Source organism: Streptomyces sp. NPDC006552, from assembly GCF_040611655.1.
Classification (GTDB): Bacteria; Actinomycetota; Actinomycetes; order Streptomycetales; family Streptomycetaceae; genus Streptomyces.
Genome location: NZ_JBEXOS010000003.1, coordinates 20,460 through 41,493 on the forward strand (window position 1 = coordinate 20,460; position 21,034 = coordinate 41,493).

The 21,034-nt window shown below is 71.2% G+C and carries 15 protein-coding genes; 7 read left to right on the forward strand and 8 right to left on the reverse strand.

Annotation, left to right across the window (positions count from 1 at the left end; translation table 11 throughout):
* The first annotated feature begins 131 nt into the window (after window positions 1–131).
* Window positions 132–830 (forward strand): FadR/GntR family transcriptional regulator, encoded by a 699-nt coding sequence (locus ABZY33_RS02555; protein ID WP_356489597.1) that lies wholly within the window; start codon window positions 132–134, stop codon window positions 828–830.
* 45 nt (window positions 831–875) lie between these two features.
* On the opposite strand, the gene ABZY33_RS02560 is transcribed toward ABZY33_RS02555, so the two are convergent.
* The 4 genes from ABZY33_RS02560 to ABZY33_RS02575 all read right to left on the reverse strand — a co-directional run bounded on the left by ABZY33_RS02560 (window position 876) and on the right by ABZY33_RS02575 (window position 4,880).
* Complete coding sequence (locus tag ABZY33_RS02560; RefSeq protein WP_356489598.1) at window positions 876–2,807, reverse strand: family 20 glycosylhydrolase; 1,932 nt, start codon at window positions 2,805–2,807, stop codon at window positions 876–878.
* 97 nt (window positions 2,808–2,904) lie between these two features.
* On the reverse strand, window positions 2,905–3,432 hold the full coding sequence (locus ABZY33_RS02565) for a hypothetical protein (protein WP_356489599.1): 528 nt from the start codon (window positions 3,430–3,432) through the stop codon (window positions 2,905–2,907).
* A 138-nt stretch (window positions 3,433–3,570) separates the two neighbouring features.
* Window positions 3,571–3,744 carry a hypothetical protein gene (locus ABZY33_RS02570; protein WP_356489600.1) on the reverse strand — a complete coding sequence of 58 codons (174 nt, stop codon included), beginning with the start codon at window positions 3,742–3,744 and terminating at the stop codon, window positions 3,571–3,573.
* A 356-nt stretch (window positions 3,745–4,100) separates the two neighbouring features.
* Window positions 4,101–4,880: a DUF4142 domain-containing protein gene (locus ABZY33_RS02575; RefSeq protein ID WP_356489601.1), complete on the reverse strand. Its 780-nt coding sequence runs from the start codon at window positions 4,878–4,880 to the stop codon at window positions 4,101–4,103.
* 265 nt (window positions 4,881–5,145) lie between these two features.
* On the opposite strand from ABZY33_RS02575, the gene ABZY33_RS02580 reads away from it, so the two are divergent.
* Window positions 5,146–5,718, forward strand: coding sequence for an inositol oxygenase family protein (locus ABZY33_RS02580; RefSeq protein WP_356489602.1), 573 nt, complete (start codon window positions 5,146–5,148; stop codon window positions 5,716–5,718).
* 53 nt (window positions 5,719–5,771) lie between these two features.
* On the opposite strand, the gene ABZY33_RS02585 is transcribed toward ABZY33_RS02580, so the two are convergent.
* The 4 genes from ABZY33_RS02585 to ABZY33_RS02600 form a co-directional block, all read right to left on the reverse strand.
* Window positions 5,772–7,277 carry an SDR family NAD(P)-dependent oxidoreductase gene (locus tag ABZY33_RS02585; RefSeq protein WP_356489603.1) on the reverse strand — a complete coding sequence of 502 codons (1,506 nt, stop codon included), beginning with the start codon at window positions 7,275–7,277 and terminating at the stop codon, window positions 5,772–5,774.
* A 206-nt stretch (window positions 7,278–7,483) separates the two neighbouring features.
* Window positions 7,484–9,844, reverse strand: coding sequence for a GH92 family glycosyl hydrolase (locus ABZY33_RS02590; RefSeq protein WP_356489604.1), 2,361 nt, complete (start codon window positions 9,842–9,844; stop codon window positions 7,484–7,486).
* Window positions 9,845–9,906: 62 nt separating this feature from the next.
* A complete protein-coding gene (locus ABZY33_RS02595; protein ID WP_356489605.1) occupies window positions 9,907–12,315 on the reverse strand; it encodes a beta-L-arabinofuranosidase domain-containing protein in 2,409 nt (802 codons plus the stop codon).
* Between the two features lie 79 nt (window positions 12,316–12,394).
* A complete protein-coding gene (locus ABZY33_RS02600; protein ID WP_356489606.1) occupies window positions 12,395–15,007 on the reverse strand; it encodes a PA14 domain-containing protein in 2,613 nt (870 codons plus the stop codon).
* Window positions 15,008–15,202: 195 nt separating this feature from the next.
* Between ABZY33_RS02600 and ABZY33_RS02605 the strand changes: the two genes are divergently transcribed.
* The 5 genes from ABZY33_RS02605 to ABZY33_RS02625 all read left to right on the forward strand — a co-directional run bounded on the left by ABZY33_RS02605 (window position 15,203) and on the right by ABZY33_RS02625 (window position 21,004).
* Window positions 15,203–16,216 carry a LacI family DNA-binding transcriptional regulator gene (locus ABZY33_RS02605; protein WP_356489607.1) on the forward strand — a complete coding sequence of 338 codons (1,014 nt, stop codon included), beginning with the start codon at window positions 15,203–15,205 and terminating at the stop codon, window positions 16,214–16,216.
* Between the two features lie 173 nt (window positions 16,217–16,389).
* On the forward strand, window positions 16,390–17,490 hold the full coding sequence (locus ABZY33_RS02610) for an ABC transporter substrate-binding protein (protein WP_356489608.1): 1,101 nt from the start codon (window positions 16,390–16,392) through the stop codon (window positions 17,488–17,490).
* Window position 17,491: 1 nt separating this feature from the next.
* On the forward strand, window positions 17,492–19,030 hold the full coding sequence (locus ABZY33_RS02615; protein ID WP_356489609.1) for a sugar ABC transporter ATP-binding protein: 1,539 nt from the start codon (window positions 17,492–17,494) through the stop codon (window positions 19,028–19,030).
* Window positions 19,023–19,985, forward strand: coding sequence for an ABC transporter permease (locus ABZY33_RS02620; protein WP_356489610.1), 963 nt, complete (start codon window positions 19,023–19,025; stop codon window positions 19,983–19,985). Before ABZY33_RS02615 ends, ABZY33_RS02620 begins: the two co-directional genes overlap by 8 nt.
* Window positions 19,982–21,004 (forward strand): ABC transporter permease, encoded by a 1,023-nt coding sequence (locus ABZY33_RS02625; RefSeq protein WP_356489611.1) that lies wholly within the window; start codon window positions 19,982–19,984, stop codon window positions 21,002–21,004. The genes ABZY33_RS02620 and ABZY33_RS02625 overlap by 4 nt, the downstream gene beginning before the upstream one ends.
* Window positions 21,005–21,034: the final 30 nt, after the last annotated feature.

Below are 21,034 nucleotides of genomic sequence, written 5' to 3' on the forward strand. Positions count from 1 at the left end.
CGCCATATTTTCTCGGTTTCATGGTCCTGGAGTCGCTCAGAGGTCGGACCACATTCCTGTTGGTCGGACCATCGCGCTGATTAGACTGCTCGGCATCCGGCAGCGGGACCCGTCATCGGGAGGACGTCATCGTGGAGCAGACCGCCCCCCAGAAGGGCACCGTCACGGCGCGGGCGATCGAGCAGATCAAGGCGATGATCGGCGGGGGCGGCCTGGAGCCCGGCCAGCGCCTGCCGACCGAGCGGGATCTCGCGGTCCAGCTCGGCATCTCCCGCAGTTCGATGCGGGAGGCGATCCGCGCGCTGACCGTGCTCGGGGTGCTGGAGGCGCGGCACGGCTCCGGGATCTACGTCACGCGGCTGGAGGCCGGGGACCTGCTGGAGACGTTCGGGGTCGTCGCGGACCTGTCGCGCGGGCCCCGGCTCGTGGAGCTGCTCGAGGTCCGCCGGATCCTGGAGTCGACCGCCACGGCGCTGGCCGCCGCCCGGATCACCCGGGCGCAACTCGCCGAGGTCGAGGAGCACTTGGCGGCGATGGACGCCACCGACGACCCCGAGGAGATCCTCTCCCACGACCTCGCCTTCCACCGGGCGATCGTGGCGGCGGCCGGGAACGAGACGATGGCGGCGATCCTGGAGGGGCTGTCCTCGCGGACGTTCCGGGCGCGGGTCTGGCGGGGGTACCAGGAGGAAGGCGCCTTCGAGCGGACCCGGCGCGAGCATGCGCGGATCCACCGGGCGCTGGTGGCCCGGGACCCGGAGGCGGCGCGGGTCGCCGCCGCGGTGCATGTGGGTGCGGTGGAGGACTGGTTGCGGTCGCAGCTGGACTGAGTGCGGCGCCGCGCCGCTGGACGGGCGTGTCGGAGGGGGCGGGGCTCAGCCGCGGCTGAGGGTCCAGGTGGTGGGGGTGCGCTGGTCCGGCGGGTACTGCACGAGAGCGCCGCCGGCCGTCGCGTCCAGGGTCATGCGCGTGATGGCGTTGGTGATCCGGTGCCCGCCCCCGTCCGCCGTGAGCTGCCAGCGTTGCAGGGTGTTCGTCGTGTCGCACGGCTCCCAGGTGACGGCGGAGCCGGGCTCCAGCGGCACGTTGAGGGTGAGCTTCCCGGTGCGGGTCTCCAGGCAGGCGCCGGCCGCGTTCGTGAGCGTGGCGTAACCGTCCTGGGTGCGGGTGAGCCGTACCGGGGCCGGGGCGGTGCGGTGGCCGCGGTCGGTGAGCGTGTACGTGCCGTCGGCGAGCGGCAGCCGCGTGAGGTCCCGCACCCCGGGGGCGTGGCCGACGGCGTCGGCGCGAGCGGTGAACCCGGCGTAGTCGGCGTCCGGGTGGGGCGCGCCCCAGGTCGTCTGGGCGATGTGGTTGAGCGGCAGGAAGGCGGCGGCGGCGACCTCGTTCTCCGTCTCGCCGCGTCCGTTGTCGGGCCACAGGCTGATCTTGGCGCCGGTGACCCCCGTGCGGGAGGCGAGCTTCTCGCCTTCGAAGGTACGCGGGTCCCACCGCTCGTCGTAGAGCTTCTCGGTGTCGGAGTGGAAGCCGCCGCGGATGACGTAGAGGGAGTAGGCGGCGTTCATCACCGGGTAGCCCTGGGCGATGAGGTGCGAGGGCTTCACCCGCACGTCCAGCCAGTGCTCGACGGTGGTGCCGGGGGTGACGGGCACGGTGTTGGCGCCGGTGAGGCCGTCGTTCCAGATGCGCAGTTGCCGGCCCTTGCTCGCGGCGTACCGTCCCACGCGGTTGACGAAGTCGATGAAGGCGTCCTGCGCGGTGGCGTCCGCCCCGTACGTGGCGCGCGCGTACTCAAGGATGTGCGGGTACTTGGCGAAGTCCGAGCCGAGCATGTACTCGTCGGCGCCCATGTGCCACCACGCGGCGGGGAACACCTCGGCGTACTCGTCGATGAGGCTCTCGTAGTAGGCGAGGGCCCCGGGGTCGGTGATGTCCAGGCGCGAGGGCTGGGCGTTGCCGTCGGCGTCGACGAGCTGGAGGTCGGTCCGGTCCTGGATCCAGGGGTCCATGTGGCCCGGGGAGTTGATCTCCGGGACGATCGTGACGTGGTACCTCTCGCCGAGGGCGACCAGGCGCCGGATCTCGTCCTTGGTGTAGTAGCCCCAGGAGTTGGCCTCGGGGTGGGCCGCGCTCTTCACCTTGAGTTCGAGGAGGAGCTGGTTGAGCTTGTGGTACGCCATGTCGCGGATCAGGTTCTCCAGCCAGTCGGTGGAGATGTGCACGTAGCAGGCGCAGACGCCGACGCCGCGCTCCTTGTACCGCGGGACGTCCACGGTCCGGCCCGCGGGTATCCGCTCGCTCTGCGCCAGGAGTTGCAGGAGGGTGCGGGTGCCGTAGAAGGCGCCGGCCCCGGCGGCGCCGGTGATCTCCAGCCGCTCGGCGGCGCGCAGTTCGTACCCCTCGGCGCCCAGTTTCCGGTCGCGGGCGTCGACGGCCAGCACGATGTCGCCGGCGCGGGCGGCGCCGCTCGTGACGGGCACCGTCCCCTTGCCCGCGGCGCGCAGGTCGTCGGCGAGGGTACGGGCGACGCGGCGGGCCGCGGCGTCCCGGGCGACGATCCGGGTGCGGCCGGTGAAGGCGTACGTACCCGCCCCGGCCTGCCAGCCGGTGAGGGCGGGGACGGTGCGGGGCACGGCCGGGTCCGGCACGTCGGCGCGGGCGACGGAGACCGGCGCGGCGGTCAGGAACAGGGCGAGGGCGGCGCCGGCGAGGCGGCGGCCACGACGCCCGGAGGGCTCTCGTGTCCGGGTCTGTCGTACCCGGCGTACGTGTGGACGGAGCCGTCGTGCGCAGAACTCGATCACCATGACATCCGATGATTGCCCGGCGCGAGGCGGCAGTCCATGGACAGAACCCGGGGACGCTTGGACATTCTCTGTCAACAGGTCCGAGGACCGCGCGGCGTTATTCGCTGAGGACGCCGTACAGCGCGGCGGACGCGTTCTGGTAGGCGAACTCGAACTCCGCGAGGCTGCGCCCCCAGCGCTGCCATGTCCGCGAGTTCTCGTCCTTGGCGTCCTCAGGACACCGCATCAGGGCCTGGACCGCGGCGTGGACGACCTCCAGTCGCTCACACACCGCGCCGCCCGCGTGCACCAGCTGGACCGGACAGCTCGACCAGACGTCCGCCTGGTAGGAGAGCTTCGCCGCGTCTATGGCCTTCCGTGCCGGGAGGTCCGGGGCCTGGACACCGTCGGTGAGCGCGTGGACCACGTCATGCAGGGCGTGGACGGCCGTGTTCACGTTGTCCTGGAAGTGCCGGAACCGCTCCTGCGTCCCCGCGTGCCGCCGCTGCCGCCGGTCGCTCCGCTCGGTCTCCCGGATGGTCACCAGCGCGGTGCGGCCGGCGAAGGCTGAGCCGAGCGCCGCTCCCAGGGCGCTGGAGAACCCGGCCACGGCCGAAGCCCACACCGCCGCCGCCCCTGGGTCCATGGCAGGATTCTGCCGCACGCCCGCCCCGTCGTCACCCCTCAACTGCCGGGCGGTGGCGCCCCGGCCGGGCCCGCGCACACGTGGGCCCGCACCCCCGGTGCGGGGATGCGGGCGGACGGTCGGGCCGGGGGTGCGGGGTCAGTCGACGCTGGGCAGGATGTGGGGTTCGGCGAGGTCGTCCTCGTAACCGGCGAGCCGGATCGGGGCGGACCGGGCCCAGACGTCGAGGCTGCCGAGCTTCTCCGGCCTGCGGCCGGCTCGCTCCGCACGGTCCTTCGGGCGCTGATCGCGATTGGTCTTCTCTGGTGTCACCGCGCACTCCTTGTGTGTCGGGTAACCCGCTCCGGCGTGACCGGTCCAGCGTCGCGCGGGACACCGGACGCCCGATCGGGCTTGAGTAGAGGGCCAGTTCGGGCGCGGTGGCGCCGGTTGTCGCTGGGGGGATCGGCCGTGGTGACCGGCCTCTCCCCGGACGGCTCCATGGGTACGGGTGGGACCCACGTGCGGTAACCGTCCGGCTACAGAGTAACCAAATGAGCGAGGGTCCGCTCTATGGGGCTGGAACCCGTACGTTCTGTGGGGGTCGCCGGGTGTTCATTCAGCCACGCCGGCGCCCCCGGCGCGACCGGTTTTCCCGGCGCGGGCCCGGCCGGGTGGACCGGCGCCGCTCACGAGGCCGGGGCGGGCCGATAGGTGTCGATCGTGCGGCCCGGTTCGTCCGTCGGCTGGGGGGACGGGCGGGACGTGGCGTCCGGCGAGCCCGTGGGCCGTGCCGGGTCGGGTACCGGCGGCACCCGGCCGTCCGGCGCGGGCGGGCCCGACGGGCTGGCGGTCGCGGTGCCCGCCGCCTCGTGCGCGATGCCGTCGAAGTCCACGTCACCGGTGTTCTCCAGCATGGTGATGTGATCGAGCACCGTCTGGTTGGCGTCGGTCGCCAGTTCGCGGACCAGCGCGTTGCGGGTGGTGTGCCGGACCTGGGCGATGAGCGCGAACACCTTGCCGTGCGAGTCCCGCAGCAGATTGGCGAACTTGCGCTCGTACTCCTTGCCGCTCGCCGCCGTCATCTCGTCCAGCCAGCCCTGTTGCTGCGCGCTCGGCTGATTCGGCAGCTCGACGCCGAGCCGGGCCGCCACCGAGCGCACCCGCTGGTCGAGGTCGGTGTGGCCGACGACGAGGTGGTCCCCCGCGTTCCTGACCGCCTCGGTCGGCGCGCGCTCCATGGCCTGCTGGCCCGCCGGTATCTCCCAGAGCCCGGCGAGCCTGACCTTGACCAGGAAGTCACGGTCCGTCGCCGAGAGCGGACCCCACGGGGTGGCCACCGTGCTCGCGTCGAGATCGGCCTGCCCGGTCCCCGAGCGGTCGGCGTACGACCAGATCGGGAACGCCAGGGCGCCGAGGGTGGCGACCAGGGCGGCGACGATGAGAGTGGTGCCGTTGACGCGACGCAAGCGGTCCTCCCGGTGACCGACGTCAACTCGCCCGTGCGGCGAGCCTTCGGTGGTACGGGAAGATACGGGCGGGGCGCCCGCGGTGTTCAGCGCCGCGCGCGGATGGCCGGGTTCCGTCACGGTGCGTACGGGTCCGGTCCGTTCCGGCGCGCACCACCGCACGGAACGAGCGTTAATGTCCCGTTGACCGGTCCGTCAGGTGCCGGCCCGGTCCCCATGATCTGCTTCCGGACAGGCAGCGCAGAAGCTTCGGGAGGAGTCGTCCATGGAACGCGTCGAGCTGCGCACCGTCGAGGAGTTGATGGCCGCGTTGCGGGCCTGCCGGGGGGCGTGGGACACCCCGGACCGCAGCGGTGACCCGGTCGATCTGCACGACCACGCGCTTCAGACAGCGGCGCTGCTGCGCCGCGGCCACCCCAGCGACAAGGAGTTGCAAGTCGCCGGGTTGGTGCACGATCTGGGCCATCTGCTGTGCCCGGGCGACGACGCCGGGCACGCGGACCGGGCGGCGGACGCGGTGCGCGGGCTGCTCGGCGAGCGGGTGGCCCGGCTGGTACGGCTGCACGTCCCGGCCGAGCGCTACCTCACCGCGGTCGAACCGGGCCGGGGCCTGTCGCCGCAGAGCGCGCTGACGCTGGGCGCGCAGGGCGGCCCGATGACGCCGGACGAGGTCGCCGCGTTCGAGGCCGACCCGCTGGCGGAGGACGCCGTGACGCTGCGGCAGGCCGACGACGCGGGCAAGGTGGTCGGCCTCGACGCCGGGGACCTGGACGACTGGCGCCCGGTGCTCGACCTCGTGGCGGCGGGTTACCGAACGGCGGCCGCACCCAGCCGCTGACACCGTGGCCCCGGGCGTCCCGGAGCGCGGTCAGCGCTCCACCGGCGGCCGCGCTACCACTTGCCGGGTTCGTAGTCCTTCAGGAAGACCCCGTACACGTCCTCGCCGGCCTCGCCGCGCACGACGGGGTCGTAGACGCGGGCGGCACCGTCGATCAGGTCGAGCGGGGCGTGGAAGCCCTCCTCGGCGAGGCGGAGCTTGTCGTAGTGCGGGCGCTCGTCGGTGATCCAGCCGGTGTCGACCGAGGTCATGAGGATGCCGTCCGACTGGAACATCTCCTGGGCGCTGGTCCGCGTCACCATGTTCATCGCGGCCTTCGCGGCGTTCGTGTTCGGGTGGCCCGCGCCCTTGTAGCCGCGGCCGAAGACGCCCTCCATCGCGGAGACGTTCACGACGTACGCCCGGCCGCTCGACGCCTTCTTCGCCGCGTCGGCCATCGCCGGGCGCAGGGCGCTGATCAGGATGAACGGCGACGTGTAGTTGCAGAGCTGGGTCTCCAGGAGCTCCACCGGGGAGATCTGGTCGATGGTCTGCACCCAGGTGTTGGAGTCGACGACGTCGGGGACGAGGCCGCCCGCGTCGATGGCGGTGCCGTCCAGGTGCCGGGCGACGCTGGCGTTGCCCGCGACGAGCGCGAGGTCCGCGACCTGCTGCGCGTCGAGGCCGCTGGTGCCGAGGGGCAGGGCGGCGAGGCCGTCGACCGCGCCGGAGTTGAACGCGCCGATCACCGAGTGCGCCGGCAGCTCGCCCGCGGGCAGCGGCGCGCTCTCGCCCTCGACCAGGGCGGCGTAGGCGGAGGGCAGGCGGCGCACGGTCTGTGTGGCGTTGTTGATGAGGATGTCGAGCGGGCCCTGTGCGGAGAGCCGCTCGGCGAGGGCGACGGACTGCGCGGGGTCGCGCAGGTCGATGCCGACGACCTCCAGGCGGTGCAGCCACTGCGCCGAGTCCTCCATCGCCTTGAAGCGGCGGATGGCGTCCTTGGGGAAGCGGGTGGTGATCGTGGTGTGCGCGCCGTCCCGCAGCAGGCGCAGCGCGATGTACATGCCGATCTTGGCGCGGCCGCCGGTCAGCAGGGCGCGCTTGCCGGTGAGGTCGGCGCGGGCGTCGCGCTTGGAGCGGTTGACGCGGGCGCAGTCCGGACAGAGCTGGTGGTAGAAGTAGTCGACCTCGACGTAGCGCGCCTTGCAGGTGTAGCAGGAGCGGGGGCGCTGGAGTATTCCGGCGAGCCGGCCCTCCTCGGTCCCCGAGGACGGGAGCAGGCCCTCCGTCTCGTCGTCGATGCGCTGCGCGGAGCCGGTCGCGGTCGCCTCGGTGACGGCCTTGTCGTGCGCGGTCTTGGCGGCGCGCCGCTCCTGGCGGCGGCGCTGCTTCACGGTCCGGTAGACACCGGCGGTGGCGCGCCGGACCATGATCGCGTCCGGGTGGTCCACGTCGAGCGTGTCCAGCTCGTCCAGCACGCTGAGGCAGACGGCGAGCCGCTCGGGGTCGATGCCGGGCCCGTGGAGGGCCTCGGAGAGGTCACGGGCCTCCGGGGCCTGGTTGTCGTCTGTCACCGTCATCGCCGCTGCCGTTCCTGAAGGTCTCCCGCGCCGCGCGCGAACCGCGCGGGCTTTCGAAACCGGAATTTTACGGAGCGCCGGGCCCAGTCTCCAAACCCGTCACGGTCATGGAGCGCGGGCGGCCCCACCGGACCCGGGAAAGCCCACGACTCCGCCCCTGTGTGCGGGGCGGAGTCGGCTGTGACGCGGGTGAGCTGTCTAGTACGTCACTTCAGCGCCGGCGGCGCGGCATCGGCCCCGGTCCCCCACTGCGAGGGCGTGCCGCCCACGGTGAAGGAGAGGTTCCGCAGACCGCGCAGGTCGCCGGTGGTCAGGTACGTCTTGCCGTACGCGGCACCGTCCGCGCGGGCCGACTGGATGTACCGGTCGGCGTCGGAGGTCCCGGGCGCCCGCACGGTCAGCTTGCCGTGCGGGTAGTACCGGCGGTCCAGCGTGAGGTCGACGCGCTCGAAGACGGGCGTCGACAGACCCCAGGTGTCGGTGCCGGGCTGCACCGGGAAGATGCCGATGGAGGACAGGACGTTCCAGGCGGACATCGTGCCCAGGTCGTCGTTGCCGGTCATGCCGGTCGGGGCGTCGGTGAACAGGGTCAGCGCGGCGTGCACCACGTCGGTGGTCTTCCACGGCTGCCCGGTGGAGAGGTAGGTGTACGGCGCGATGAGGTCGGGTTCGTTCTGCGGGTTGTACTTGTCCGCGTTGTAGTAGTCGTACGGTCCGTTGACCCAGACCTCGCGGGCGGTCTTCGCGGGGTCGGCGACCAGCTGGTCGTAGGCGAAGAAGGAGTCGAGGCGCTTGTTGGCCGCGTCCTCGCCGCCGATCAGGGAGACCATGCCGGGCAGGTCCTGCGGCACGAGCCACTGGTACTGCCAGGACGTGCCCTCGTGGAAGCCTTCGCTCTGCGCGGGGTCGGCGGGTCCGGTGAAGGCGCCCGAGGCGTCGCGGGCCCGGAAGAACCCGGTCGAGGCATCGAAGATCTTCCGGTAGTTCTGCGCCCGCTCGGCGTAGCGCTTCGCGTCGGCCTTGTGGCCCAGCTCCTTGGCCATCTGGCCGAGCATGGCGTCGGACAGGGCGTACTCCAGCGTGGCCGAGGCCCCGTGGTCGTAGTCGGAGTCGCCGGGCTTCACGTGCGCGCGGTCCTTGATGTAGGGCGCGAACCCGTCGGCCAGGTACTCCTTGTTGGCCTCGCGGCCCACCGGCGCCGAGTCGGCCGGCGGCACGCCGTCGGCGTTCTTCTTCAGCGCGCGGTACGCGTCCTCCTCGTGCCCCTTCAACAGCCCCTGCTGGTAGGCGTTGGTGAGGAACGGGGTGACGGGGTCACCGGTCATGATGTTCGTCTCGACCGTGCCGTAGCCCCACTTGGGCAGCCAGCCGCTGTCCTTGTCGATCTGGATGACCGACAGCGCCATGTCCCGCGACTCGTGCGGCGCGAGCAGCGACAGGAGCTGTGCCTGGGTGCGGTAGGTGTCCCACAGGGACCAGTTCTGGTAGTACGTGAAGTCCTTGGCGCGGTGGGCCTTCTGGTCCCAGCCGGTGTAGCGGCCGTCCACGTCGCTGCCGATGTTCGGCGCGAGGAACGAGCGGTACAGCGAGGAGTAGAAGGTGCGCCGCAGGGTGTCGCTGCCGCCCTGGGCCCGCACGTCGCCGAGCCGGTCCTCCCACGCGGCGGTCGCGGCGCGGTGCACCTGGTCGAAGGAACGGCCGCCCTCCGCCCGGAGGTTGAGGGCCGCGCCCTTGGCGTCGACGTAGGAGAGGGCGGTGGTCGCCTCGACCGTGCGGTCCTTGCTCGTGTCGAACCGCACGTAGGCGCCGTTGCGCTCGGCGTCCGCGTCCGAGGACTTCGAGCCGGCCGTGACCGCGTCGCCCTTCCAGGTGCCGGACGTGGTGAACGGGCGGTCGAACTTGGTCACCGTGTAGACCGTGTACGCCTTGGTGTCCTGGCAGAAGCCGCTGCCGGTGATCGCGGTGCGCACGGTGCGGTTGTCGAGGATCTCGACCTTGGTGTGCAGGGTCTTGTGCAGCGACTGGCCCGCGTTGATCAGGACGTTGGCCTTGTCGGTGGCCGGGAAGGTGTAGCGCTGGACGCCGGTGCGCTTGGTGGCGCTCAGCTCGGCGCCGATGCCCGTCTTCAGGCCCACCTTGTAGTAGCCGGGTGCGGCCGTCTCGTCGTCGTGGCTGAACTCCGCGGCGTACTTCGCGTTGTCGGTGCTGGTTACGTCGCCCGTGGTGGGCAGCACCGGCAGGTCACCACCGAGCCCGCAGCCGACGCCGGAGATGTGGACCGTGGAGAAGCCGCGGATGTGGTTCTCGGAGTAGTCGTAGCCCGTGTTGTGGCCGGTGTCCGGCGAGAACTGCACCATGCCGAACGGAACGGCGGCGCCGGGGTAGGTGTTGCCCTCGTTCTCGGTGCCGATGAACGGGTTGACCAGATCGGTGAGCCGGTCCTTCGCGGGGGCCGACGCCGCCTGCGCCACCGGCGCCGCGAGTCCTGTCCCGAGCAGAACAGCGGCTCCGAGCACGCCCAGCACGCGTCTGCCCGCCGCCGGCCTTCTCGTCGTACGCCTTGTCATCGTGCGCCTTTCGACAACGTTGTCAGAGTGCGCGCCCATTCTTCGTGCGCCCCCGGGGCCCGTCAAGAGGTCAGACGCCACAGATGGTCCTCCGTCCCGTTGTCGGCGAACTGCACCACTTGGGCGCTGTTCGCCGTGGACATCCCGTCGACGCCCAGCACCTTGCCGCTGTGTTCGTTGCGCAGCAGGAACCAGCCGTCGGCCTGCTCGACCCGGGTCCACAGCAGGTCGGCGCGGCCGTCGTCCGCGTGCTGGACGGCGAGTGCGCTGTCGGCGGTGGAACTTCCCTTGATGGCCAGGTACTTGCCGCTCTGGCCGTTGCGGATGCGGTACGTGCCGCCGCCCGCCGCCAGTAGTTGCCAGGCGTGGTCGCCGGTGCCGGAGTTGTCGAACTGCACGACCCGCGCGTCGTCGGCGGTGGACATGGAGTCGACGGCGAGGACCTTGCCGCTGTGCTTGTTCTCCAGGCGCCCGTATGCCGGCTCCGGCGTCCAGGGGTGCCCGTCGGGTGCGGCCGTGGGCAAGGACGTGATCCGCAGCCTCGCCGCGCCCATGGGCACCAGCGTCACCGTCTCCACGGCCGCGCGGCTGCGGGCGGGGCTGGGTTGCAGCGGCGCCACCACGTGTTCCTCGTCCGCGATCCACTCGGGGATGCGGCGGGCCCGCGCGGTCAGCGTGACGGGCGCGGAGTCGAGCGTGAACGGGTTGGCGGGCAGCGGCCCGGGGCTGCGGTGCAGCGTGGGTGACGCGCCGGGCACCAGACCGTAGTTCCAGGTCGACGCGGCGTGCACGTCGTACTCGGGGAAGGTGTCGTCGCCCCCGGTGCGCACGTACTTCTCGGTGATCTTCAGGGAGTAGGTGAGCGGGCCGTGGTCGACGCTGACGCTGTCGTGGTTGCGGTCCCAGGTGCGCAGGGTGGTGCGCTGCGGCAGCCGCAGGGTGACCCGGTCGCCGTCGCGCCAGGTGCGGCGGATCTCGGCGAAGGAGGGGCCCGGATCCGCCTGGACCGTACGGCCGTTGACGGCGAGCCGCGGCTTCGCGCACCAGCCGGGCACGCGCAGTCGCAACGGGAAGTCGACCGGCCGCTCCACGTGCACGGTCAGCGTGATCGTCTCGTCGAACGGATAGTCCGTCTCCTCCCGTACGGTCACGGGCACGGCGTCCGCGCCCACCTCGGCCCGCACCTCGCTGGCGGCGTACAGGGCGGCGGCGAGTCCGCCGTCCGGGGTGGCGAGCCAGAGTTCCTCGGTGAAGTAGGGCCAGCCCATGCCGTAGTTGTGCGGGCAGCAGCGGTACTGGTCGACGCCCGGCTGGAACGCCTGCATGGCGAAGCCGTTCTGGAACTGCCCGTCCGTCTTGCGGGTGTTGTCCAGGTCGACGCTGTTGGCGCTGGTGATGTACTGGATGCCCGTGCCCTGCGGGTCGAGGGAGGCGGGCAGCATGTTGAAGGCGAGGTCCTCGCAGCGGTCGGCCCACACGGGGTCGCCGGTGAGCCGGGTGAGCAGCTCGTGGCTGGCCATGAACTCGACGATGCCGCAGGTCTCGAAGCCCTGGCGGGGGTCGCCGAAGCCGGGCCGGACGTTCTCGTCACCGGCGATGCCGCCGCCCGCGAACTGGCCGTAGTCGGCCAGTACCTGGTCGTACGTGCGGTACGTGGCCCGGACGAGGTCGTCGGCGCCGCTCGTCGCCCACTGGGCGTACTGGGCGGGTTCGCGGAAGCCCTGGGCGATGTTCACGTTGTGCGGGGTGGGCAGCGCGCCGGTCCAGTCGGCGCCGTAGCGGTGCATCTTGTCGACAAGGCTCACCAGGAACGCCTCACCGGTGCGCTCGTACAGCCAGCGCGCGGTGTCGATGCCGTCGCCCCAGCGCACGGAGACCCAGCTGCTGTCGAAGGCCCCCTTGCCCTGCGCCTCCATGTAGCGCAGGAAGCGGGTCAGGAACGGCACGATGCGGGCGTCGTGGGTGTATTCCTCGTAGCTGCGCAGGGCCATGAGGAGCGGCAGGAACGGCCAGAAGTCGGGGCCGCCGTTCAGAGAGGTGCGCAGGGTGCGCGGGCCGAAGAAGCCGTCGGTCTCCTGCGTGGCGAGGACGGCGTCGATCCAGCGCTTGCTGGTGGCCAGCGCGTCGGGGTCGCGCGTGGCGATAGCGAGTGGGACGAATCCCCTTAGCCAGTACGGGAGTTCTTCCCAGCCGCCGAGTTCGGGGTGGACCCAGCCGCTGGTGTCCGTCTTCAGGAAGTGGGACTTCTCGTCGTAGCGGCCGCAGAGCCCGGCGAGCTGGAGCCTGAGCTGTTCGGCGAGCCAGCCGCGGGCGGTGACGCTGCCGACGGGCAGGCGGGTGAAGGCGTCGGGGGCGACGCCTGCCCGGGCGGCGGCCGGGGTCGCGCTCGCGGCCATGGCCGGCACGCCGGCCATCGCGGCGGCGGCGACCGCGGTGCTGGTCCGGAGCACGCCTCGTCGTGTCACGGTCATCAACTTGCTCCCTCATTCAGGTGGAGCCACGGGAAGGGGCGGGCCCGGTGTCCGGGCCCGCCCCGGGGGACGTCAGGGATCAGGCGCAGTTCTGCACGGTCGCCTGGGAGGCGTCCTTGATCAGCGCCTGCTGTGCGTCGTGCACCCGCTTCACGTCCGGCTTGACGACCCTGCGGTCGTAGGTGATGAGCCCGTTCAGCTCGCCTTCCACGTCGGAGATCTGCGTGTAGACGGCGCCGTTGCCGCCCTTGCAGGCCAGCGCGTGCACCTCGGCGAGCTTGGTGAGGTAGTCGTCCGTGTACGTCGCCGGGTCCACGTCGACGTAGGACTGCTGGACCGACCAGGCGTGGCCCGGCACGGCGAGGCCGAGACCGCCGTACTCGCCGGCGACCAGCGCTCTCTTGCCGTCGGGGTTCGGCGGCAGCGCCGGGCTCGGGTAGCCGTGCTCGTCGAGGATGTCGCCGGTGCCGCCGTCGCGGCCCAGGTTGATGCCCGACATCGAGTTGATCAGGCGGGTCGGGTCCCAGGACTTGGCCTGGTCGGCGAGGCGCGCCTCGTCGTACTGGCCCCAGCCCTCGTTCAGGGTGACCCACATGATGACCGACGGGTGGTTGGCGTGCTGGTCGATCATGATCTTCATCTCGCGCTCGAACTCGGCGCGGGCGGCGGTCGACGGGTTGACGCCGGCCGTCATCGCGGGCATGTCCTGCCACACCAGCAGGCCGAGCTTGTCGGCCCAGTAGAACCAGCGGTCGGGCTCGACCTTGATGTGCTTGCGGACGGAGTTGAAGCCCATCTGCTTGTGCATCTTCAGGTCGTAGGCGAGCGCCTCGTCACTGGGGGCGGTGTGCAGGCCGTCCGGCCAGAAGCCCTGGTCGAGGGTGGCCATCATGAAGGTGGGCTTGCCGTTGAGGACGGTGCGCGGGGTGCCGTTCACCTTCTCGACGGCGATGGAGCGCATCCCGAAGTAGCTGCCGACGCGGTCCTTGCCGACGCTCACCTTGAGGTCGTAGAGGAACGGGTCGTCCGGGGTCCACAGGTGCGGCTTGTCGATCTTGAGGGTGAGCGGCTTGCCGGAGACACCGGTGACGGTGCCGACCTTGCGCTTGCCCGCGTACGCCGTGGCCTGGACCGGGAGGCCGGCCTTCACGCCCGTGGTCTCGACGGCGAGGTCGCTGTCCTTGACGTTCGGGGTGAGCTTCAGGTCGGTCACGCTGTCCTTGGCGACCGGCTCCATCCACACCGTCTGCCAGATGCCGGACGAGGGGGTGTACCAGATGCCGCTGGGGTCCAGGCGCTGCTTGCCCATCGGCGGGTTCTCGCCGTTCGCGGCGTCGGTCGGGTCGTAGACGCCGACGATCAGCTCCTGGGTGCGGCCGGGCTTGAGCGCGTCGGTGATGTCGGCGCTGAACTTGTCGTAGCCGCCCTTGTGGTCCGCGACCTTCTTGCCGTTGACGTAGACCTCGGACCGCCAGTCGACGGCGCCGAAGTTCAGCTTCAGGCGCTGGTCCTTGCCGACCTTCCAGTTCTTGGGGACCGTGAAGGTGCGGCGGTACCACATGCGGTCCTCGTGCCGCTCGATCCCGGAGAGCTGGGACTCGACCGGGTAGGGCACGAGGATCTTCTCGCCGAGCTTCTTGCCGGCCGGGACGGGGTCGCCGTCCTTGGCGGCGGCAAACTCCCAGCTGCCGTTCAGGTTCTGCCAGTCGGAGCGGGTCAGCTGCGGCCGCGGGTACTCGCGGTGGGCGTTCTTGGGCGTGACCTGGTCGCCCCACCTGGTGGAGAGCTGGTACGTGGAGTGGTTCGGGCCGCTGGACCAGAACGAGCCGACGGCCGTGCCGTCGCTGCCGGTCAGACCGCCCTTGCCGTCGTAGGTGACGTCGGCGAGGCCGGGCGCGTCGCCGTCCTTGTTGCCGACGACCGGCTCGGTGAGGTTCACGAGCAGGGCCCGCGAGTCCTTCGGGTCGGCCTTGACGCCCTTGAGCGGCCACTTGGCGCCGCCGATGACCGCGGTGAGGTGGTCGTTGACCTCGCCCGGGACGGCACCGAGCTTCTGGGCGAAGTCGAGCTTGAGGGTGCGGCCGTCGCCGAGCACGGTGGTGCCGATGGCGCCGTCGTAGGCCCAGTCGTCGGGGATGCGGAAGGCGGAGGAGGGGATCGCCTCCTTCTGCTCGCCGGGCTCGGTCCAGCGCACGTGCAGGTTGGACCCGCCGTAGTGCTCGAAGTACTCGACCTTGAAGTTCACCGCCTGTCCGGCGGTCAACTGGAGGGCCTGGGAGGTCTGTTCCTTGTCCCAGTCGTCGACCCAGTGGTCGATCACCAGCTTGTCGTCCACCCAGAGGCGGAAGCCGTTGTCGCCGGTGACGGAAAACGTTGTCAGGCCGGTCTTCTCCGGCACCAGTTTCCCGGTCCAGCGGACGTTCGCGTCATCGGCGCTGCCGGTCGCGGACTGGAGCCGGGAGTCCAGGCTGCCGAAGTCCAGCTGGGGGTCGAAGCCGGTGGCCTTCAACTCGTCGAAGTCGAAGGCTCCCGGGGCGGATTGGGTGTAGTACTCGCCCTTGAGCCCATGCGGCACGACCGGTTCGTCCGCGGCCGTGGCGCTGGGCGCCACGGTGAGTGCGGTGAGACCGAGTGCCGCGGTGAGCAGCGGGGCCAGATGGCGGCCATGTCGTCTGAGGGTTCTGGTGCGCACGGATCCTCCAGTGCTGGACGCGTCCGGTGGAACACGTCGAGGAAGGGTGGCGGCTCGCCGCTCTAGTCGGTACAACTCGTCTGTACAACGTTGGAAGGAACGGCAGTTGGCATGACAGCACGCGATCCCGCGTGCTGTCCAGGGGCATGACACGCGCGCCCGGACGAGCGGGCGCGTCGAGCGATAGGAGAATCCGTGCGGGTGAGCCTCAAGGATGTCGCGGAGCGCGCGGGCGTCTCGATCAAGACCGTCTCGAACGTCGTGAACAACTACCAGCACGTCACGCCCGCGATGCGCGCCCGCGTCCAGCTCGCCATCGACGAACTCGGCTACCGCCCCAACCTGACCGCCCGCCACCTGCGCAAAGGGCGTACGGGGATCATCGCGCTCGCCGTCCCGGAGCTGGGCAACCCCTACTTCGCCGAGCTGGCGGGCGCCGTGATCGACGCGGCCGCGGAGCACGACGTGACGGTGCTGCTCGACCACACCCGGGGCGAGCGCGAGCAGGAGGTCCTGGTCAGCCAGGGCTTCCGGGCCCGGGTGATCGACGGGCTGATCCTGAGCCCGCTGGAGCTGGAGGCGGAGGATCTGCGCGGCCGGGACGACGACGTGCCGCTGGTGCTGCTCGGCGAGCGCGAGTACGACCTGCCCTACGACCACATCGCCATCGACAACGTCGCGGCGGCGCGCAGCGCGGTCCGGCATCTGCTCGGCCGGGGCCGCACCCGGATCGCGTATCTGGGCGAGCGCACCGACTCCGCCAACCGGCCCGCGCATCTGCGTCTCGCGGGCTGGCGTGCGGCGCTGACGGAGGCGGGGCTGCCGGCGCCGGAGTCGCAGGTCGGGGCGACGGGCGGCTGGGACCGGGGCGACGGGGCCGAGGCGATGGCGCGGATGCTGGACTCGGGGGTGCGTCCCGACGCGGTCTTCGCCTACAACGACCTGGTCGCGATCGGGGCGATGCGGGTGCTGCACGAGCGGGGGCTTCGGGTGCCGTGGGACGTGGCGGTGGTCGGCTTCGACGACATCGCGGAGGGGCGGTTCGGGGCGGTCACGCTGACCACGATCTCGCCGGACAAGCAGGCCATCGCCCGGCTCGCGGTCCAGTCGCTGCTGCACCGCCTGGAGCGTCCCGAGGAGCGGTCGGGGCGCGAACTGACCGCCGCCTACCGGTTGATCGAGCGGGAGAGCACCCTCGGCCGGCGCTGACCTTCCGGGCGCCCGCGGACCGCGCCCCGGGAGCACGAGTACCTGCGCAGGGTCTGGACAGCATCCTTCCAACGATGTAAAAACCTCCCCTGTACCGCCGTTCCGACTGGTCGAACACATCCACCCCGTAGCCGCGTTCTCGCGCCGGGCCGTGCCGTTTTGGGGATCTCCACATGACGCAGACCGCACGCATTCGCCGTACCACCTCCCAGGCCCTGCTCGCGGCCGGCCTCGTCGCGAGCCTCGCGCTCGCCACCGGATGCGCCAAGTCCGAGGACGACAATTCAGGCTCTGACAAGGGAAGTTCCAGCGCGCAGGACGAGAACGCCGGCCAGGAGGTGGCCTCTCCCGGCACCGGCCAGACCTGTGACGTCTCCACCTACGGCGGCAAGAAGCTCGATCTGAAGGGCGCCACCGTCGGCTTCTCGCAGTCCGAGAAGGAGGCCAACCCCTTCCGTATCGCGGAGACCGCCTCCCTCAAGGCCGAGGCCGGCAAGCGCGGCATCAAGCTGCTCACGGCCAACGCGCAGTCGCAGTTCTCCAAGCAGATCAGCGACGTACAGGACCTCATCTCCAAGGGCGCGGACCTGCTGGTCATCGCGCCGCTGAACTCCGACGGCTGGGAGCCGGTGCTGCGCGCGGCCGGCGCCAAGCACATCCCGATCGTCACCGTCGACCGGAAGATCAACGCGACGGCCTGCAAGGACTACGTCTCCTTCATCGGCTCGGACTTCGTCGAGCAGGGCAAGCGCGCCGCGGACCAGATGATCGAGACGACCGGGGGCAAGGGTACGATCGCGATCCTGCTCGGCGCCGCGGGCAACAACGTGACCACCGAGCGCACCAAGGGCTTCGAGGACCGGCTCAAGGAGAAGGCGCCCGGCCTGAAGGTCGTCTTCAAGCAGACCGGCGAGTTCGCCCGCGAGAAGGGCCAGCAGGTCACCGAGCAGCTCATCCAGTCCAAGCCCGACATCACCGGGATCTACGCCGAGAACGACGAGATGGGCCTGGGCGCGGTGAACGCGCTCAAGAGCGCGGGCAAGAAGGCCGGCGCCGTCAAGATCGTCACGGTGGACGGCACGCGCAACGCGGTGCAGGGCATCGTCGACGGCTGGATCTCGGGCGTCATCGAGTCCAACCCGCGCTTCGGGCCGCTCGCCTTCCAGACCCTGGACTCCTTCACCAAGGGCGACAAGGTCGGCCAGAACATCGTCATCAAGGACAGCGCGTACACCAAGGACAACGCGAAGGCGGACCTGGGCAAGGCGTTCTGACATGTTGTCAGCGAAGAATCTCAGCAAGACGTTCCCCGGCGTGCGCGCGCTGGACAGTGTCGACTTCACCGCGCGCGCCGGGGAGGTGCACGCCCTCATCGGGGAGAACGGGGCGGGCAAGTCCACGCTCATCAAGGTCCTCACCGGCGTGTACCAGCCCGACCCCGCCACCGCGGCGGGCGAGGGGGCGCTCAGCTACGACGGCCACGAGGTCGGCTTCGCCACGCCGCTCGAAGCCCAGCACGCGGGGATCTCCACCATCTACCAGGAGGTCAACCTCGTCCCCCTGATGAGCGTGGCCCGCAATCTGTTCCTGGGCCGCGAGCCGCGCGGCCGCCTCGGCCTCATCGACTTCCGCCGGATGAACCGGGAGGCCGACGCGGCCCTGCGCGAACTCGGGGTCCGGGTGGACGTCCAGCGCCCGCTGCGCGATATGGGCATCGGCGCCCAGCAGATGGTGGCCCTGGCCCGCGCGGTCTCGGTCGACGCGAAGGTCGTCATCATGGACGAGCCCACGTCGTCCCTCGAACCGCGCGAGGTGCGGACGCTCTTCGGCGTGATCCGCATGCTGCGCGAGCGCGGCATCGCCGTCGTCTACGTCAGCCACCGCCTCGACGAGCTGTACGAGGTCTGCGACGCGGTCACCGTGCTGCGGGACGGCAAGGTCGTGCACACGGGCCGGCTCGCCGATCTCGACCGGCTGCGGCTGGTCTCGCTGATGCTGGGCCGCGACATCGGCGACGTACAGGACGAAGGTCTCACCCAGTTCTCCGGCGACCACGACGCCGCGGCCGAACCCGTCCTGCGTGCACAGGAGCTGACGGTTCGCCACCAGTTGCACGGCGTGTCGCTGGACGTCCGGCCCGGGGAGGTCGTCGGCCTCGGCGGTCTCCTCGGGTCGGGCCGCAGCGAGACCGCGAAGGCGATCGCGGGCGCGCTGCCCACCGACAGCGGCAGGGTCACCGTGGCCGGCATCCCGGTGCGCACCGGCTCCACGCCCGCCGCGATCCGGGCCGGCATCAGCCTGCTGCCCGAGGACCGCAAGGCGGAGGGGATCGTGCCCGGCCTGTCGGTGCGCGAGAACATCGCGCTCGCCGCGCTGCCGGGCCTGTCCCGGTTCGGCCTCGTCGACGAGGGCCGCATCGACCGGATCGTCGAGACGTTCGTGCAGCGGTTGCGCATCAAGTCGGCGGGACCGCACCAGAAGGTGGGCGAGCTGTCGGGCGGCAACCAGCAGAAGGTGCTGCTCGCGCGGTGGCTCGCGATGAACCCGAAGGTGCTGCTGCTCGACGAGCCGACGCGCGGCATCGACGTCGGCGCCAAGGCCGAGGTCCAGAAGCTCATCGACGAGCTGGCGGACGACGGACTCGCCGTGCTGCTGATCTCCTCCGACCCGGAGGAGCTGATCGAGGGCTCGGACCGGGTCGTCGTCCTCAAGGACGGCGCCGTGGTCGCGGAGCTCACCGGTGACGCGGTCACGGAGGACCGACTGATGCGCGCCATCGCCGCAACCCCCGCTGGAGGGCCGACCGTTGACTGACCTGTCGCTCGGCAGGGCCGGCGTCGACCGCGCCCGGCTCCTGCGCCTGCTGCAGGAGTACGGCGTCTACGTCGGCGTCGCCGTCCTGCTGGTGGCGAACATCGCCTTCACGCCGCACTTCCTGTCGGCGGAGAACTTCCGCACGCAGGCCGTGCAGGTGGCCCCCGTCCTCATCGTCGCCCTCGGCATGGCGCTCGCCATCGGCACCGAGGGGGTCGACCTGTCGGTCGGCTCGGTGATGGCGCTCGCCACCTCGCTGATCTCGCTCTACCTCGGCTACGGGGTGTGGATCGCGCTGATCGCCGCGCTGGTGGGCGGCGCCGTCGTCGGCGTCGCGAACGGCGCGCTCATCGCCTTCATCGGGGTGCAGCCCATCGTCGCCACCCTGGCCCTGATGGTCGCGGGCCGCGGCCTCGCCCTCGTGCTGCTGCCGCAGCTCAAGGACGTCCGCGACCCGGGCCTGCGCTCGCTCGGCACCGGCGACCTGCTCGGCATCCCCTACCTCGTCCTGATCGCGGCGGCGCTCGCGCTGCTCGTCGCCTTCGTGGTGCGGCGCACCACGTTCGGCCGCCAGCTCCTCGCGATCGGCGACAGCCGCCCGGCGGCCAAGCTCGCGGGGCTTCCGGTGCGCCGGGTCCTGATCCTCGTCTACGTCGTCTCCGGCGTGCTGGCCGCGGTCGCCGGGGTCCTGGCCACCGCCCGCCTCACCGCGAGCGACCCGACCTCGCTCGGCAACCTGATGGAACTCTCCGCGATCACCGCGGTCGTGGTCGGCGGCACCCCGCTCACCGGCGGCCGGGTGCGCATCGGCGGCACGGTCGCCGGCGCGGTCCTCATCCAACTGCTCACGGCCACGCTCATCAAGCACGACCTGCCGCCGTCGTGGACGCAGATCGCCCAGGCCGTGGTGATCGTGCTCGCCGTCTACGCGGCCAGGGAACGGGGGAAGCGATGACGATGACCGATGTCGAAGCGGCGCAGCCGGCCAAGGACGCCCACGAGGAACCGCTCGGCGCGACGCGCGCGGAACGGCTGAGCGCGCTGGCCCAGCAGCACGGCGCGCTCGTGACGCTGGTGATCGCGGTGCTCGTCGCCTCGCTGTCCTTCGACACCTTCCTGACCGGGGACAACCTGGAGAACATGGCGCTGTCCTCCGCGTTTCTCGCGGTCGTGGCCCTCGGGATGACCTTCGTGATCGTGACCGGCGGCATCGACCTCTCGGTCGGTTCGCTGTTCGCGCTCGGCGGCGTGCTGGCCGCGTGGGGCTCGCAGTACGGGACGGTGGTGGCGCTGCTGCTGCCGCTGGCGGTGTGCGGCCTGATCGGCCTGGTCAACGGGTTGCTGATCGCCCGCTCCCGGCTCGCTCCCTTCATCGTGACGCTCGCGGCGATGCTCGGCGCGCGCGGACTGCTGCTCGCGGTCACCGACGAGGGATCGAAGACGTACCTGGTCGACAAGTCGACGGTCTTCGCCTCGCTCGGCCAGGACAAACTGTTCGGCATCGGCCTGCCGGTCTGGATCACGCTGGCCCTGTTCGTGCTCGGCGCGGTGGTGCTGCGCCGCACACGGTTCGGACAGTACGTGTACGCGGTCGGCGGCAACGAGGACGCGGCGGCCCTGATGGGTGCGCCGGTGGCCCGCACGAAGATCGGGGTCTACACGCTCTCCGGCCTCTGCGCGGGCCTGGCCGGCGCGCTGAACGCGGCCTGGCTGGTGTCGGGCGTGACGATCCTCGGCTCGGGCATGGAGCTGGAGGCGATCTCGGCGGTCGTCATCGGCGGCACGCTGCTGACCGGCGGCTCCGGCTTCATCAGCGGTTCGCTGGTGGGCGTGCTCCTCCTCAAGGTCATCCAGAACGTGATCAACCAGATCGGCTCGCTGGACTCCGCGTACCAGCAGGTGGTCAGCGGGGCGTTCCTGGCGGTCGTGGTGATCGCGCAGACGTGGCTGGGACGGCGGCGCCGGGTGCTGTGAGCCCCGGCCCGGCGGGGTCGCCGGGCCGGG